Below are 16131 nucleotides of genomic sequence, written 5' to 3' on the forward strand. Positions count from 1 at the left end.
GCTAAGCCTACAAAACGAAGCCCCGCCGTTTGCACCCTCGCAAGCGGCGGTTTTTCGTTAGGCGGCACGGTCATTGCGCGCTGCTTCGCGCTCGCGCACCCATTCTGCTTCAGCCTCGGCGCTAATACGCACCAATTTGCCAACTTTGAACTCGCGCGGGCCAAAACCGGAGGCCCTGAGATTGTAGTAACTCGAACGGGAAAGGTGCATGCGACGGCAAAAGCCGTCAATTGACGGATCCCTGGCAACTACTTCGGTATCCATTTTGGTTTGTCCTCTGTTTTCGGCTTGAATGCCTCCTATGATGCGGCGCGGGCTCCGCGCCTCTGTGTGTATTTGTGCACTACGATAACCATGATTATAGCCAGTCCGTCAAGTCTTCACGGGGTCAGGTACTACATTTACTTTCGTGGTGCTTGACAGGCACCATAAAATTACTTGCCAGGCACACGGAAACGCCCGCGGCAGTTAAAGCCGCGGGCGTCAGGAATTCGCAGGTAGATCGTAGGTGGTTCGCTTACTGGTCAGCTCGGCGCTTCACTTCACGGGCTATGCCTTCTGCCCTCGCTGCGAGGCCCCGCGAAGCTCGCAGACCCCAGCGCGGCCAGGTTCAACGCACCCTCGCGTGTGGCACGGAGCAGCGACCGAACCAGACGCGCGTAAAGAACGAGCGCGATGATTGCCACCGCTGCCGCCCCGACGGCGATCAGCACGTCTTGATTTTCCCGTTGTTTTCCCCGTTTGCAGGTAGGGGTCGTAAGCTGCGTACTCGCTCAGCGAAGTATTGCCGACGGGCAGGTCCGTGTAGATGGTCATGGTCTTATCCCTTCCTGAGCGGCACGACATTGTCGCCCGCCTGCGGCGGCGGCGCCAGCGGGACGATCTTCCTCCGCGCCAGATCTTCGAGGCCGCTCGTTATATGCTTGGAATAGTGCCTCTCGATCATGACGACGCTCGTATCGTGCAGCGCCGCAACCAGCCGGATCGGCAGATCGGCTTCGATACCGCGCACGATCGAACTGTGACGCAGAGCGTAGGCGATTACGTCCGGCATACCTGCCCGCTCGCGGATTGCCTTCCAAGCCTTAGCTATGTCGCTGGAGGTCTGCCACGGCCCGCGCCCGTTCCGCTCCCATTTGATGCCGCCGGAAGGCTGCCGATACTGCCAGCGCTCCAGCAGCAGTGCGTCACCGGCGCGGCCTGTCACGACCGGCCGCAGGGCGTCGATAACCGCCGGCTCAACCGGGATCGTGATCGCGCCGGACTTGCCTTTGCCTTTGCGGCTGCTGGGCACCAAGAGCCGCGCCTCGGTCAGCTGGCAATCTCTGACGCGCATGCGAACGATCTGGCTGAAACGCGCGCCCGTGGCGTTCAGCACGAGCACAAGCCGGTATAGGTCGCCATCCCAGCCTAGCTCGGCGTCGACCTGCCGCGCCGCCACGAGCAGGCGCACGACATCCGCGTCGCTCAGGATCTGATTGTCTCTTGCGACATCGGCGCTGTCGTCACTGTCAACGTCGGACTTCAGCCCGGAACCGACGAGCAACGTCGCCGGCATATGTTTCCGCTCCAAATGCAGTGCCGCCTTAAGGTCGTTCGAAAGGCGGCGCTTGGTGGTCTCGGCCAGCGACGCCGGCAAGCCAGCGCGCCATGCCTTGAGGTCATCTTCGGTCAGCGATGCCATGGCTATGGCCGCCAGCGGCGCGGCCGGGACGGCTTCAGAGAGACCCCGCTTGCCCTGCCCCAGGACGTACCGCGACAGACGGCGGCTTGCGTCAGAGCGAATGGCGCGCGCCCTACGGCGGGTGTCGCGGGCGTCGCGGGTTGCAACGTAGGCGGTGACGACGTCGGCGACGGTGAGCGGCGCCGCGTCGGCTGTCGACGGCGTCTCAACAGCAGTAGCGAACGCCCGAGCCGCAGCCTGCGCTTGCCAGAAGTCCAGAACGGCCGTGCCGTCCGCGTCGCGGGCGTCGTCGGCGACGCCGATTTTCTGAACTTGGTAGTCCTGGTCTCCGATGTACACCCGCGCGACCCAAACGCCGCCGGTCTTGCCCTTGCGGTAGCCGACGTGCAGGCCGGCGCCGATCGCCTTGTAATAAGGCTTGCCCCGCTGAGCGAGCTTAGCTCGTGCCGTCCTGCTTTCGAGCTGCGCGTCTCTTACCCGCTTGGCCACTGCTTTGCTCCCTTGTCCAACAATTTGTCCAATATACGCACTTGGACAGGGATACACAAGCACGAGCGCACCTGCATAGAAGCCAAGGATTTCCGGGCTTTCGTTGAATAGGGCTGGACGTAGCTGGATTGGTTCTAAGCCCTTTGAAGGCGTGAATCGTGGTTCGAGCCCATGAGCGGGAACCAGAAAAACCAGATCGCTGGATTCCAAATCTGCCTTTCTGCCGAATACCCACTGAACAAACGTCTGCGAATTGCCTGAACGGATTCGCGGATAGCCGCCTCGCAAGCGCCCCCACCGTATTTGTAATCCGGGTCCTGGGGCCTGGCTTCCGCGATCACACCATAGGCCAACGCGGTCACTTAGTTCACAGTACCACTACAAGCGGTCGATTCCTTTGGGATGTAGCCACTTGAAAAGCCCGCCGCAGGTCGCTCCTATGGCGGGCTTTTCCTATTGGGACCAAGGTCTTAGGCGCTCCACGCAAAGGTCTGACGTAACCGCTTTGGTTCCGGTATCGTCCATTGGACGTTCCGTTACTTTAGCCAATCGCAATATATGGATGAATCAGGCTTGGCGCTCGGGTAGAGCCGCCCCATTCACGGCAGCGGCAGGCGCGCCCCTAGGGATCGCGGGACTTGCCGGGCCGTTGGAACCCCTGCCGCAAAAGCAACTGTCGGCGCCGGCTCATGTTCCGAGGCCGGTCCCTGGCGGGCGCCTCAGCGCTCCTTTGGTTTCGGCGTGATCTCCTCGACCCGCACCTTGTCGCCAATCTCTTTCGCGAGGGCGAAAGCCTTGGTTTTGTCCTTCGTGGTCAAGACCGTACGCCACATCGGCTTTTCAAAGACGCTCACAACATAGGTTGTGGCCGGCTTTTCAGACATCGATGGCTCTCACCTCCTTCATTTGAATGCTTCAGCTATATTAGCAATACCGCATATAACAATCAGCCGGCAGCCGCCCCACGCCGTAGGCCCGGCGCACTGCTTTCCCAACGAAGTGTGCGCCGGGCCGCCCCCAAGTCGGGCCGAAAAACTCGCGCTCTCGGCCAGAGGTGCGCGGGCCGATCGGAGACCCGATCTTCAGCAGGGGATGCCCCTGCCCTGCTGACAAACATAACTATTAGAGATGACTAATGTTCCATCAAGCCGGCTCCGATCGAACGGACCGGCGCCCGCGGCCTGCGGCACATCGGATGCCTTCGCCGCCGACAAGCTCCCTCAGCCTCGCGCGACAGTGACGGCGGAGATGGAACCGTGCGCTGACGCGGGCGTTATTGTCCTCACGCTGCCGAGGTTCCAATGCAAACAGCTTGGTTTTCCAAACCCGTGGTGGTTTCGGTCGGTGTGGCCGGTGCCACCCGCAATCTGTCCAACACACAGCAGGCCATCGAATTGCTGACGACACACTGGCGCGACGCCGGCAGCCTGAAACATCAATCCGCGTTGCGCGCCTGCCGCCGCGCGACAAGCGGCGACGTGTCTCCCGATATCGCCAGGGAGGCTTTCATCGAGGCCGCGCGCGAGGCACACATACTGGTCGAGTAGGCCGAGCCGTATTCACGCACCGCAACCGCTGTTCACAATTTCGTGATCAACGGAACCGTCTGAAACGGCAAGCGTTTTTTTGCAGACGTCTTTTTGTCAGGCAACATCAGGAGGCGTTTATGCGCATCATGAACCTCGTCACGCTCGCCCTCATCATCCTTGGCGGTCTCAACTTTCTGTCAATGGGTGTGACCGGCTATGACGTAATCGGCACAGCCTTTGGGGGCGCCATGCTGGCCCGCCTGGCCTATGTGATCATAGGCCTTGCAGCCATATGGCAGCTCATGCCGGGCTTCCAGAGCTTCACCCTTGGAGAAGTCGATGCCGAAAGGCATCTCCCACATCATCGGTGACTGGTAAGCCGGGGGCGGCGGAAAAACCCGCCGCCCACGCGGCATTCAGATGCCGAAGCCCAGCGCGGCGTCGCCATCGGCATCGACGCCGGCTTGCGGCACGATGATCGATGCCAGCGGCGCGTTGAGGCGCCAGTTGAGACGGCCGGGCGAGCGCTCCAGCTCGGCAGAGCCACCCAGCGACTGCGGCGCCACACGCTTCAGGACGACGGTACCGAACCCCTGGCGCGTGGTCTCGTCGCGCTGCTCGGCGGGATGAGGCGTGGATGTCTCGTTCCAGAGCAGCTGGAACTCGCGCCCACCCGAAACGCCAGAACCCTGTGCACCGGCAGTCTTGACGCCGGCACCCTGGGCGCCGGAGTTGATTGTCCAGGTGATCTCGACCCGGCCGTCTTCGCTGCCCAGCGCGCCATATTTGGACGAATTCGTGCCGAGCTCGTGGAAAGCCATGCCGAGATTCTGCACCGCATTCGACTGCAGCGTCAGCACCGGGCCGGAAAGCAGGATCTGCTCCTCGCGGCCGAACGGCTTCAAATGCTCCTGGATCAGGTCGAACAGACTGGCGCCGGCCCACTCCGAGGTGACGAGCAGATCGTGCGAGCGCGACAGCGCCATGATGCGGGCACGGATCAGTTCCTCGAACTCACGCGGGTCGCTCGAGCGCTTGCTTGTTTCCCTGACCATCGACAGGATGACCGCGAACTGGTTCTTGACGCGATGGTTGACCTCTCGCATCAAGAGCCTGATGCGGCGCTCGCTCTCCTTGGCGGCGGAAATGTCGCGGGCGATCTTCGAGGCGCCGACGATCTTGCCATCGGCGTTCTTGATCGGCGAAACCGTCAGCGAGACGGCGATAAGCGCTCCATCCTTGCGCCTTCGCGTCGTCTCATAGCTCGCCACCCGCTCGCCGGCGCGTACCCTGCCGATGATTTCGGTCTCCTCACTTTTGAGGTGGTCGGGGATGAGCATGAGGATGGACTGGCCCACCGCCTCCTCGGCGCTGTAGCCGAACATGCGTTCGGCCGCCATGTTCCAGCTGGTGATAATGCTGTTCAAATCCTTGCTGATGATCGCATCGAAGGAGGAATCGACAATCGCGGCGAGCCGCCCGTCGGCGAGCGTGTCCAGTCTGTCACTGCCCTTGGTATCCGTCATCACCGCCCGGAATTCCGCCATCACCACTAGCTAGCGCGCTGGCGGATGAAGGCAATCGCCGGCAAAAGAATTGCTGCGGGCGATGCGCCACGAGGCAGCGCATCATGCCGCGAGCCCTCATCGGCTGGCCGGCTTCGCACCTTCATCGTCAGGCAGCACGCCGAACTCCTGCGATTTGACGCCTTGCTCGGCCGTCAGGAATCCGTCCGAGGAAAGACCGCGCCGCAACAGCTCCCTGACCGCGGCCGAGCGGCTTGGCATGCGCTTTTCGAAGCGCCAGTTTTCCAGCGCCGCCAATTCGTCGGTGGTGAGCATGATCTGCAGTCGTTCGGGGCGTTCGAGTTCAGCCATGTGCGCGCTCCTCGCTCAGGACTAAAAATACAGTGAGTTAGTATCTAACTCATTTACCTTATAATTAGGATAGCGCTCATTACGCGTCAAGACCTGCCAGTGAGCGCTCCACGCATCAAACTCAGGATGCGTATCGAATGCTTGATGCACATTCCTGTAACTATCCTAACTAACTGATTTTATTTGGGTATTATGAAATTTTCACTTGCCAGGCCGGCGCGCCGGGCGCATGCTCCAACCTGAACAGAAAACCGTTCCCTTCGGGAGGTTTCGATGCGGTACGATTACTCCAAGCGCCTGCGCGATGACGTCAATTCAGCGGTCCAGAGGGCATTCAAGACGGCAGGCATCGTCAACATCACGGTGACCGCCGAACAGGTCAGGGTCCAAAATCTGGCCGAAAATGTCGCCCTCGAGGACATAGAGTATCTGGTTCTCCAGGCTGCCCAGCTGCTTGGCGCGGCAATCGAATTCGACGCCTTGAGCAATGGGTTGGCGCTGCCGGGAAATGGCATTGATGCTGAGGAACCTGCAATCAGCGCGCCCGCCTTCTCACAGCCGGTCTCGATCCAGTAGTGCCGCTCTGACCCGGCTCCTAACCGCTGCGCCGCTTCCAACACGCGAATAAACGCCGGACCGCTTTCCGGCCGGGGACCGACCCGGTGGCTCGCGCCTCGATCACATTGCCCGATCACAGTCGCCCGATCACAGTCGCCCGATCACAGTCGCCCGATCACAGTCGATTGAGACAGCTCCGAACACCTTTGGGAATCGGGCGCGCGCTCTATATGGTGCGGCAAAACCCCAACCGGAGCCTCCACCATGACCCTCGCCACACGAAAACTCGGCAGCCAGGGGCTGCACGTTTCGGCCATTGGCCTCGGCTGCATGGGCATGAGCCAGTCCTACGGTCCGGCCGACGAGGCTGAATCCATCGCCACGCTGCACCGCGCCATCGAACTTGGCTGCACCTTCCTCGATACCGCCGAGGTCTATGGCCCGCACACCAACGAGGCACTGCTCGGCCGGGCGCTGAAAGGCAGGCGCGACCAGGTGACGATCGCCACCAAATTCGGATTCCGCATCGAAAACGGCAAGCAGGTCGGCGGCGTCGACAGCCGGCCCGCACATATCCGCGAGGTTGTCGAAGCCTCGCTCGGCCGGCTCGCCACCGACCATATCGACCTGCTCTACCAGCACCGCGTCGACCCTGATGTGCCGATGGAGGATGTCGCCGGTGCCGTCGGCGAACTGGTCGCGCAAGGCAAGGTGCGCTTCTTCGGACTGTCGGAGGCAGGTAGCGCCAACATCCGCCGGGCGCATGCCGTCTTTCCGGTCTCGGCGCTGCAGAGCGAATATTCGCTGTGGGAGCGCAATCTGGAACCGGAGATCATCCCGCTGCTCGGCGAACTCGGCATCGGCCTGGTACCATTCTCGCCGCTCGGCCGCGGTTTTCTCACCGGCGACGTCAAGCGCGCCGAGGACTATCCCGAGAGCGACTACCGCCGCAACGACCCGCGCTACCAGGGCGAAAACTACGACGCCAATGTCGAGGCGGCCGGCACGGCGCGCGCCCTCGCAGCCGCTAGGAGCGTCAAACCCGGCCAGGTGGCGCTGGCCTGGCTGCTTGGGAAGGGCAACGGTTTTGGCGTCGACATCGTGCCGATCCCCGGCACCAAGCGCAGACAATATCTGGAGGAGAACATCGCCGCCGCTTCACTGAAACTCGACGCCGCCGAAATGGCCGCGCTCGATGAGGCGCTGGCGCCAGGAAAAATCTCCGGCCCCCGCTATGGCGAACGCGGCATGGCGATGGTCGACCGGTAGCGCGCTCGGAGCTTGATTCCGAAAGTGAAGCCGGTTTTCTGAAAAAACCACAATCAAACGCTGAGAAGGCCTGATTCCGATTAATATCGGGATTGAGCAGGCCATAGGGACAGGATTAGTCAGCTGGTTGCCTCCGATCGCCGAAAGGTTGCTTTCCGTTTCGGGGCGGACAGTTTGCGGCTTTATCGCTGCCGCGGCTGCCGCGCGTTGGTTCGCAGTCATGCGAACCAACGCTTGACGTCGTGGATTTGATCAGCCTGGGCGTCATTCCATGATTGACACGGCTTTGGTGGCCTACTCGGCGCTCACAACGACCAGCTTGCGGTTGACAAACTCCTTGATCCCGGCGTCGCCGAGTTCGCGGCCATAGCCAGACCGCTTGACCCCGCCGAACGGTAGCTCGGGTCGCGACGTTGTCCACATGTTGATGAAGACCATGCCGGACTCGATCCGTGATGCCATTCTGCGCGCGCGTTTGATATCCGCCGAAAAGATGCTCCCGCCGAGGCCGAAGTTCGAGTCATTGGCAAGCGCCACCGCCGCATCGTCGTCGTCGACCACGAAAAGCTGTGCGACTGGGCCGAAGAACTCCTGATAGAAGGCGGGGTTGTCCGGGCTCACATCGGTCAGGACCGTCGGTTCGTAAAAGAATCCTGTATAGTCCGCGCGCTTGCCACCAGTCAGAACGGTCGCGCCGTTCGCAACTGCTTCCTCAACCTGACGGCTGAGCCCGTCCAGCCCTTCACGCGATGCCATTGGCCCGAGGAGCGTTTGCGGGTCCTTCGGGTCGCCCATGGTTGCCCCGCGCATCGCCCCAACAAAGGCGTCGGTAAAGACGTCCGCGATCGAGCGCTGGACGATGAAGCGTTTGGCTGCGCTGCACGTCTGGCCAGCATTGGCCAATCGTCCGATAACGGCACTTTGAACCGCCTTGCCGAGGTCGGCATCGTCAAGAACCACGAAAACGTCACTTCCACCCAATTCAAGGGTTGATTTCTTCAGCTTCTCGGAGGCGCGCGCCCCGACCTGGCTGCCGGCCCCCTCTGAGCCAGTAAGAGCGACACCTTGGATCCGGTCATCTGCGATCAGTTCGGAAACCTTCGCGGAAGAGATATACAGGTTGGTCACAGCGCCTTCGGGTGCACCGGCCTGACGAACCAAATCTGCAAACACGGCAGCGCATTGAGGCACGATACTGGCGTGCTTGTAGATCACGGGATTGCCGACCGCGATCGCCGGCGCGACAACACGGATAAGCTGGTAGATGGGGAAGTTCCATGGCTCCACCGCAAGCAGCACGCCGACTGGGTGAAACTCAACCCAGCCTTCACCGACATTGCTGTCGACCGGCTGCGGCTTCAGCATCTCGGTGGCTCGATCAGCATAATACCGTCCTATATCGGCACATAGATCGGCCTCCATCTGGCCTTGGAGCAATGGCTTGCCCATTTCCTCGGCCATCGTGTTGGCAAGCCTGTCGCGGTTCTTGGTGATCAACCCCGCGAGTTTGTCGAGAATCGCAAGGCGGGGCGCGCGATCACCGGTGGACCAGTCAGACTTGAAAAGAGCGTGTGCCTTGGCCAGCGCTGCCTCAACTTCGGCGTCGGTATGTTCGGGAAATTCTTGAACTTTTTGCTCTGTGAAGGGGTTGAGGGTTCTGTAAGCCATCGAATTCTCCTTTGGATGTCGAATAGACGCGTGAGCGCAACGAAGCCTCAGAGCCGGACGCCGAGGCTGGGCCCTTCAAGGTGATTAAAGTGCAGCTTGCTAAGTCGCGGCGGCGCCCCACATTTGGGCTTCGACGCTCTTCGTTCAGGGGCGGTAGCGGGGCCCGGGCTGGGAATTGCTAAAGCCAGATGCGAGAATCCCACGCGCCTGCTCGAACGCCTCCCAGGCCGCAATGTCAGGCACTGGCGGGATCGTGATCAGTTCCTTGCGGTCAAACCCGACGAGTGCTGCATCCACCAGATCCTCAACCTCCATGACGTTTGGGACGTTGTTGATGTCGCCACCGGCGCGATCGTAGATTTCCGTTCGCGTGGCGGCCGGCAGCACAGCCTGCACATAAACGCCTTTCGAAGCCACTTCGGCCGCAAGGCTCTGCGTCAGGGTCATCACATAGGACTTCGTTGCCGCATAGACGCCGTGCGCGTATTCGGGCAGCAGTGCCAGGACGGATGCGATGTTGACGATCGCGCCATCCCCCCGTGCGACCATGCCGCCGATGACAGCTGATGTGAGCAAGGTAGGGGCGACAACATTGAGCCGGATCAGTTTGTCCATATCTGCGGGGGGCGGCGGCTGCGAAATCGCCGCTCAACGCTGCGCCGGCATTGTTGATGAGTATGTCGATCGGCGGGTCCGCGCGAAGGCGTTGCAGGACCGGTTCAAGTTGAGCGCTGTCGGTCAGATCAGCAGTGATCACCTCGATACCAACGTCGTACGCCTCACGTAGTTCGGCTGACAGCCCGTTTAGACGGTCGGTCGCCCGAGCGACCAGGACAAGCTCGTGGCCGCGAGCGGCCAGACGGCGTGCATAGGTGGCGCCGATGCCGCTGGAGGCACCCGTTACAAGTGCGATACTCATGGTGTTTTCCTAAGTTAGGCTGTCAAAGCCGATCTGCAGGGCGTGTTGGTGAGCCGTGCATGGTCTGTTTGGATGGAGATATTAGCCACGCGCCTTGAGACTAAGCATAGTGTAATGCTCATAGTGGCCGACGCCATTCTTCACGATCGGATCTTCCGATGTTAGGGCAGCAATATCTTGATCGTCGGCGATTTGGTAAAGCGACACCCCATAGCCTCCCGTGTCGTCAATGACGGGGCCGTGGGCGACGATAAGGCCTTGATCGAGCAACCTATTTAAGAAAACGCCATGCTCGCCCATCCATTCACGCTCGGCGGCGGTCATCGTTGCCAGAAAATCGGCACGCGGCGGTATGTATTTGCAGAGGTAGTACTTCATCTTTGTCTCCTGGCAGGATGGCAACGCAAAGCGTCTGACAGCCGTGCGATGCCGGATAGGGCGATAGCTGGAAAAGCGCGTTTGATGATCCTGCGACGCGAGCGCCGTCAGACTTTCTGTGTGCCTTTGATGAAAGCCGCGATCTGGGCAGAGGTACCTGTCGGGTGTGCTTGATCCTCGATCATGTATCAGGTCCTTTGTTTGGCCGTCGCCACACGCTTCATTATTGAGCTTTCGAACATTTTCGGCGCGTAGTTTTGCAGGAAAAGGATCATCCCGATCATCTTCCCCACCGGGTTGCTGAACTTTGGCTCATTCGTCCCGATAAGCTTGGTGATGGTATGGATAACCGCATCGGGCTCTTCCGCCGCATCGATATCGGACTGCGTCGCAATTTGTACTTGTTTGCGATAGACATTGTAGTCCGCGATGTTGCCGGCGGCTGACGAGATTGCATTGTGACCGAGGTTGGTTTTGAACCAGACCGGCTCGACCATGCTGACTTTGATGTTAAATTGAGCGAGTTCGAACCGTAGCGACTTGAAATAACCTTCAACGGCGTGTTTTGAGGCCGAGTAGTAGGAAAGGTTCGGCGGGCCGATCAAGGCCACAACAGAGCTGACTGTGATGATCTGACCTTTCTTTTGCCTCCGGAAGTAAGGCAAAATGGCATTCGTAACCTTCACCGTGCCCCAGAAATTGGTCTCAAATTGCCGTCTGCCAAGGTCAATCGGCGTCTCTTCGGCTATGCCTGTGAGCATGTAGCCAGCGTTGTTGACCAACACATCAAGTTGCTTGCCATGCTGAAACAGCTCGTCGGCAAACGACCGGATGGAGCTGTTATCGTCGATATCCAGGCGCATAAGTTTGAAGAGCACCTTGGCCGCATATTTTTCCGGATCACGGCTGGTGCCAATGACATCAAAGCCCCGCTTGTGGAGTGTGTTGGCAAGCATCAAGCCAAAACCTGACGATGCGCCCGTTATCAAAACCGTCTTGCTCATTTCATGTCTCTCTTCTGAACAGGCCGCATATTTGCCACCGAACTTGGCGAGCCGCACTCGCCGAACGCGCCAACTTTCAGCGGAACGCGCCAACCTGATGCTGAGGCCTTTGGCGCCATCTGCTATTGTCGTGGCGTGATCCGCTTCATAGAATCGGACTATGAATCGTAAAAACAGATCTGCAGCGAATGGCCGACGCGGCTCGGTTTTAGAATACGCGGTTTGGCCGGGCTGGCGGTTGTTGATGCAAGACGCCGGGTTGGCGACGTCACCTGTGTTGCGCCGGGCGCAGTTACCGGGCGATTTGTTTGCGCGAGAAAACGTTCGCCTGGACTCGGAGACCTTCTACAGGCTCTGGGAGGCAATTGGGGCTGAGGCTGGATTCGTTGATCCGGATTTGCCGGCCCCCTTGCGCATTGCCAAAGTGATGTCTTCCGACTGGTTCGATCCAGAACTGTTCGCTGCGTTGTGCAGCGCTAATATGGGCAATGCTCTCGATCGCATTGCGAAGTATGTGCGGCTGATCGCACCCATGGCGATCAAGGTAGAACGCAAGACGGCTGAAGTCATCGTCACGATCGATTTCCTGGACCACACCAAGCACCCGCCAAGCGTCTTTTTGGCGTTCAAGCTGGTATTTTTTGTTCAGCTGGCACGGTTGGCGACGCGCAGTCCTGTGCAGCCGTTGCGAGTGGGTTGGCCGTCGCCGCCAAAAAGTGAATCAGAGTCAGGTCTTTACAGGACCTACTTCGGTGTGCCCGTGACCAGTACGCCATTGGCCACCCTTGTATTCGCGGCGGGGGACATTGAGCGTCCCTTCCTGACGGAAAACAACAATATGTGGTCGTTCTTCGAGCCCGCCTTGCGCCAGCGATTGGCGGACCTGGATAGGACGGCCGGCATGATCGAACGGGTGCGCAGCACGCTGCTCGAGACATTGCCGGCCGGTGAGGTATCGATGCAGGTGGTTAGCCGAAAACTCGGGGTCAGCACCCGCACGCTACAGCGCAGACTGCACGACGAGGGAACCACGTTCCAGGAGACGCTGGACACCTTGCGCGATTCTTTGGCGCGCCATTATTTGCGTACCACCCAAATGTCGAGTGCGGAGATTTCGTTCCTGTTAGGTTTTGAGGATTCTAACTCATTCGCCCGGGCGTTTCATGCCTGGACCGGAAAGACGCCACAGAGGGTGCGAACGGAAATTCGCACTGACCCGTAGCATGCAATCAGGCAGCAGCCCGGTTGTCTTCACGGCGAAATATGAGATGTGAACGGTCCCATCGACTGCTTCGCTTCATCTGGGAGAGAGTCGGCTTCGATCTGAGCGCTCGGATTTTGCCTTAGCCCCCCGCAGCGCCATTGCCAATGTAGTTGGAGGACGACTGGCCGACGAGCGATGCGGTCGAGTTCGTGCCCTCGAGCGTCGCCTGAGCGAGCGCGCTAGGTCCCATTCAAATTGATGTATTCCCCAACGTAAGCATGTGATAGTTAAGAATGTCCTAATGAAAGCATCACGGGGGATGCCATGCCGTCCTTTAGATGGGCTGTTATTGTCGCGCTTGCCGTGACGCTCAACAATGCGACACCGATAATGGCCGCCGAAACAGTGGGCCAGGCAGTCGTGATCAAGACTGCCGTTACCGGCGCAACCGGACCGCTGGTGGTCAGCGCACCCGTTCATCGCGACGAACGTATCAGGACATCCAATACCGGGCTTGGCCAGTTCGTGTTCCTGGATGGCACCAAGCTGGCGGTGGGGTGGGGTTCTTCCGTCGTCATCGACAAGTACGTGTTCAGCGGTGAGAATTCGGTGAAGAACCTTACCGTCCGCGCCGCCAAGGGAACGTTTCGCTGGATAAGCGGAAGCTCGCCTTCGTCGGCCTACCAGATCGTGACGCCTGCAGGCACAATAGGCGTGCGGGGAACAGCATTCGATGTCCACATCGCGCCCAACGGCACAACCGCCGTCGTGCTCCTGAAGGGGTCGGCCCGTTTCTGCAACGGCGGCGGCTGCAGGGAACTGAAGCGGCGCTGCGATTGTGTGGTCGCGACGCCATCAGGCGCAATGACCGACGTCGTCAAGGTCAATCAATCTGTGCTCACCAGACTCGGCACCTCGCGGGCATTGCCGTTTCTGACCGGCAATCAGCAGCTTTCGGGCGGCTTTGCCGCGACCGGTTGCGGGCTTACGGCCTCCAGTCAGCATGAGGGCTCCGCGCCGCAGCAAAGGCGAGCCTCACCGGCGCCCAATCCGCCCGGCCCACCCAGTCCGGGCACACCCGATCCGCCGAGCCCGCCCAGCCCGCCGGATCCGCCGAGCCCGCCGAGCCCGCCGAGCCCGCCAGGCGACACGGATGACGGCAACAACGGCAATGGAAACGATCCGGGTCACCACGATCCAAGCAATCCCGGAAGAGGCCACGGCAATGGCCATGGCAGGGGATAGCCACTCTTTTTTCTCGACGCGTCCGGTATTCGACGGTCAGGAATCGGAGCCGAATTGTTGCTCCGCATATCCGGCATTCGCTTCCACCGCCGCTCCCGCCCGTTTGGCAAGAAAATCATCCGGTCTGCGCGATATCCGGCCATAGAAGTCGTGCAAGCCTGCCGGCAGGCTCGCGGCCTTGGCTTTGGCCGCCGCAATGATCTTTCGGCTGCGTGGCGAGCGCGAACGCAACGCCTCGACGATCTTGCCGTGGAGAAGCCGCAACTCCGCAAAATCCGGCGACGAGGCAACATTTTCATCGCCGACGACGGCGTTGATCTTCGTCCTCGCGCTCTTTCCCTTGAGCTCCAGCGATCCCGCGTCGAGCACGGCCCAGCCTGCCAGCGATCGTACTGTGTCGTCGGACGCGAGGATGTCGAAATTCACCATCTTGCACGCTGTCTCGATACGCGCCGCGACGTTCACCGCGTCGCCAACAGCCGAATAGTTGAATCGTGACTCCGCCCCCATGTTTCCGACGCAGGCGATGCCGGTATGGATTCCGATACCGATGCGAACCGTCTGCCCGGCCCCGAATCCGAATGCATCGCTTTCGTTGAGGCGAGCAATCGTCTCGCGCATGGCCAATGCCGCGCGGACGGCCTTGGCAGGATGATCTGCGACATCGACCGGGGCATTCCAAAAGGCCATGATCGAATCGCCGATGAACTTGTCGAGTGTGCCTTCATTGGCGGTGACATGACGGCTGAGCGCGTCGAGAAGCGTGTTCAGAAACCGCACGACGGCTGTGGGCGGCAGTCTTTCGCTGATCTGGGTGAAGTTTCGCACATCGACAAACATCACGGTCAGCTCGCGGTCATCGCCGCCAAGACGAAGTGCGTCGCGCGTGTGCTCGATGCGGTAGAGAAGCGATGGCGACAAATATTGGCCGAAGGCCCGCCGGATCGCGCGCCGCTCCCGGTCCGTCACCAGGAAGCGGAAAGAGGTTGTCGCGAAATGCGTGATCGTGCCCATGACGATCGGCGCAAACGGGTCGAACAGCAGTCCCGCAAGCGAAAAGGCAAGCCATGACGCGACGAGCGCCAGGCCGGTGATCGCCAGGCCGCAGGCGAGCGCAATCGCGGGGCTTACGAAAATCGTGAGAACCACCAGAAGGCTGCCCAGCGTCGCGATCGACGCTATTTCCAGCCCGTTTGCCCAATCGGGCCGCGACAGATAGTGGCCGGACAGTATCTGTTCAACCATCTGCGCGTGGAGCGAGACGCCCGGCACGTTCTCACCGAGTGCCGTGACACGAATATCCTGCAGCCCGGCGGCGGAAGTGCCGACAAACACGATGCTGCCCTCTATCGCGGCCTTTGTTTCGGGCGAGACGCCGCCGGGTGCGAGCACGTCCTTTGCCGAAACATACCGTTCCGCCCTGTCGGGGCTGACATAGAGCCAGAGTTCGCCGGCCGAAGTCACCGGGACAACGAAGTCGCCGATCTTGACGGAGGTCATTATACCCGGCCGGTCCGGCGCGCCGGCAATGACGTAGGTGGAGGCGCCCTGCGCTACCCTTATGGCTTCAAGGGCAAGACCCGGATAAAGCTGTTCGCCATCCGTCAGAAAGAGCGGAGCTGCCCTCACCACGGCGGTCGATCTGCCCGGATTGAGGCTGATATGCCCGATGCCGGCGGCATTGGCCTCAAGCTGCGGCCGCAGCGGTGTGGCTGCCCTGACATGGGGAGGAGCATCGACCGGACTCTCCCCCCGTAAAGGCAATGCCAGCCTTCACTTGCGGCCGATAGTTGCCTTCGTTGGAGATGCCGTAACCCAGGATAACTGGCTTGCCGGCGATCGATTGGGCGAAGATTTCGTCATTGTCGGGCAAGCGATCGAGCAAGGCAGGATCGACGCCTGGCACGGCGCGGACGACAGTGCGAGGCGACAGACGATCGGGCTCGGCGAAAACGATGTCGAATGCGATGGCAGCCGCACCAAGCTCCGTCAGTTTGTCGACCAGAGCCGCCATGCGATCCCTGGGCCACGGCCACTGCCCGAACTGCCGCAAGGAAGCCTCGTCGATGTCGACCACGCGGACGGGCATCGGCTCGAACCTGCGAGGTGCCAGTCTCTGATATTGGTCGAACGTCGCTTCGCGGGCCAGCCGCAACGGCTGCGGGTCGCTCGCCCGGACAATGGTAAGCGCCGCGACCAGCGACAAGCCCAGGATGACGCCAGCCAACTGCGCGCGTGTCATGGCTTCTGCACCAGTTGCTGTGCCGCGTACCCTTCCTGCATGGTCCCGCCCCGGGAAATGGCCTT

The 16131-nt window shown here is 60.6% G+C and carries 14 protein-coding genes and 2 pseudogenes; 6 read left to right on the plus strand and 10 right to left on the minus strand.

Annotated features, from left to right (window positions below; all coding sequences use genetic code 11):
* Positions 1-57: 57 nt before the first annotated feature.
* From HB778_RS02485 to HB778_RS02495, 3 genes are all read right to left on the minus strand, one after another.
* Positions 58-264 (minus strand): hypothetical protein, encoded by a 207-nt coding sequence (locus HB778_RS02485; protein WP_183461196.1) that lies wholly within the window; start codon positions 262-264, stop codon positions 58-60.
* Positions 265-820: 556 nt separating this feature from the next.
* Positions 821-2173 (minus strand): tyrosine-type recombinase/integrase, encoded by a 1353-nt coding sequence (locus tag HB778_RS02490; protein WP_183461198.1) that lies wholly within the window; start codon positions 2171-2173, stop codon positions 821-823.
* Positions 2174-2892: 719 nt separating this feature from the next.
* A complete protein-coding gene (locus HB778_RS02495; RefSeq protein ID WP_183461200.1) occupies positions 2893-3057 on the minus strand; it encodes a hypothetical protein in 165 nt (54 codons plus the stop codon).
* Between the two features lie 417 nt (positions 3058-3474).
* Between HB778_RS02495 and HB778_RS02500 the strand changes: the two genes are divergently transcribed.
* Both HB778_RS02500 and HB778_RS02505 read left to right on the plus strand, forming a co-directional pair.
* Positions 3475-3720 carry a DUF982 domain-containing protein gene (locus tag HB778_RS02500; RefSeq protein ID WP_183461201.1) on the plus strand — a complete coding sequence of 82 codons (246 nt, stop codon included), beginning with the start codon at positions 3475-3477 and terminating at the stop codon, positions 3718-3720.
* A 119-nt stretch (positions 3721-3839) separates the two neighbouring features.
* A complete protein-coding gene (locus HB778_RS02505; protein ID WP_183461203.1) occupies positions 3840-4073 on the plus strand; it encodes a DUF378 domain-containing protein in 234 nt (77 codons plus the stop codon).
* Positions 4074-4118: 45 nt separating this feature from the next.
* On the opposite strand, the gene HB778_RS02510 is transcribed toward HB778_RS02505, so the two are convergent.
* Both HB778_RS02510 and HB778_RS02515 read right to left on the minus strand, forming a co-directional pair.
* Positions 4119-5228, minus strand: a complete 1110-nt coding sequence (locus tag HB778_RS02510; RefSeq protein ID WP_183461211.1) for a PAS domain S-box protein — start codon at positions 5226-5228, stop codon at positions 4119-4121.
* A 117-nt stretch (positions 5229-5345) separates the two neighbouring features.
* On the minus strand, positions 5346-5579 hold the full coding sequence (locus HB778_RS02515) for a hypothetical protein (RefSeq protein WP_183461214.1): 234 nt from the start codon (positions 5577-5579) through the stop codon (positions 5346-5348).
* 273 nt (positions 5580-5852) lie between these two features.
* Between HB778_RS02515 and HB778_RS02520 the strand changes: the two genes are divergently transcribed.
* Entirely contained in the window at positions 5853-6155 is a 303-nt protein-coding gene (locus HB778_RS02520) for a hypothetical protein (protein ID WP_183461217.1), read from the plus strand.
* A 246-nt stretch (positions 6156-6401) separates the two neighbouring features.
* Complete coding sequence (locus HB778_RS02525; protein ID WP_183461219.1) at positions 6402-7406, plus strand: aldo/keto reductase; 1005 nt, start codon at positions 6402-6404, stop codon at positions 7404-7406.
* Positions 7407-7700: 294 nt separating this feature from the next.
* On the opposite strand, the gene HB778_RS02530 is transcribed toward HB778_RS02525, so the two are convergent.
* The 4 genes and pseudogenes from HB778_RS02530 to HB778_RS02545 all read right to left on the minus strand — a co-directional run bounded on the left by HB778_RS02530 (position 7701) and on the right by HB778_RS02545 (position 11375).
* Positions 7701-9074, minus strand: a complete 1374-nt coding sequence (locus HB778_RS02530; RefSeq protein ID WP_183461221.1) for an NAD-dependent succinate-semialdehyde dehydrogenase — start codon at positions 9072-9074, stop codon at positions 7701-7703.
* A 144-nt stretch (positions 9075-9218) separates the two neighbouring features.
* Positions 9219-9993: pseudogene (locus tag HB778_RS43400) on the minus strand (SDR family NAD(P)-dependent oxidoreductase).
* 81 nt (positions 9994-10074) lie between these two features.
* On the minus strand, positions 10075-10371 hold the full coding sequence (locus HB778_RS02540) for a YciI family protein (protein ID WP_183461223.1): 297 nt from the start codon (positions 10369-10371) through the stop codon (positions 10075-10077).
* A 188-nt stretch (positions 10372-10559) separates the two neighbouring features.
* Entirely contained in the window at positions 10560-11375 is an 816-nt protein-coding gene (locus HB778_RS02545; RefSeq protein ID WP_183461225.1) for an SDR family oxidoreductase, read from the minus strand.
* Positions 11376-11535: 160 nt separating this feature from the next.
* On the opposite strand from HB778_RS02545, the gene HB778_RS02550 reads away from it, so the two are divergent.
* A complete protein-coding gene (locus HB778_RS02550; RefSeq protein ID WP_210308060.1) occupies positions 11536-12597 on the plus strand; it encodes an AraC family transcriptional regulator in 1062 nt (353 codons plus the stop codon).
* Positions 12598-12903: 306 nt separating this feature from the next.
* Positions 12904-13824 (plus strand): FecR family protein, encoded by a 921-nt coding sequence (locus HB778_RS02555; protein ID WP_183461227.1) that lies wholly within the window; start codon positions 12904-12906, stop codon positions 13822-13824.
* 36 nt (positions 13825-13860) lie between these two features.
* Here the strand turns inward: HB778_RS02555 and HB778_RS02560 are convergent.
* Positions 13861-16066, minus strand: a pseudogene (locus tag HB778_RS02560) (CHASE2 domain-containing protein).
* Positions 16067-16131 lie beyond the last annotated feature (65 nt).

The organism is Mesorhizobium huakuii, assembly GCF_014189455.1.
GTDB lineage: Bacteria > Pseudomonadota > Alphaproteobacteria > Rhizobiales > Rhizobiaceae > Mesorhizobium > Mesorhizobium huakuii_A.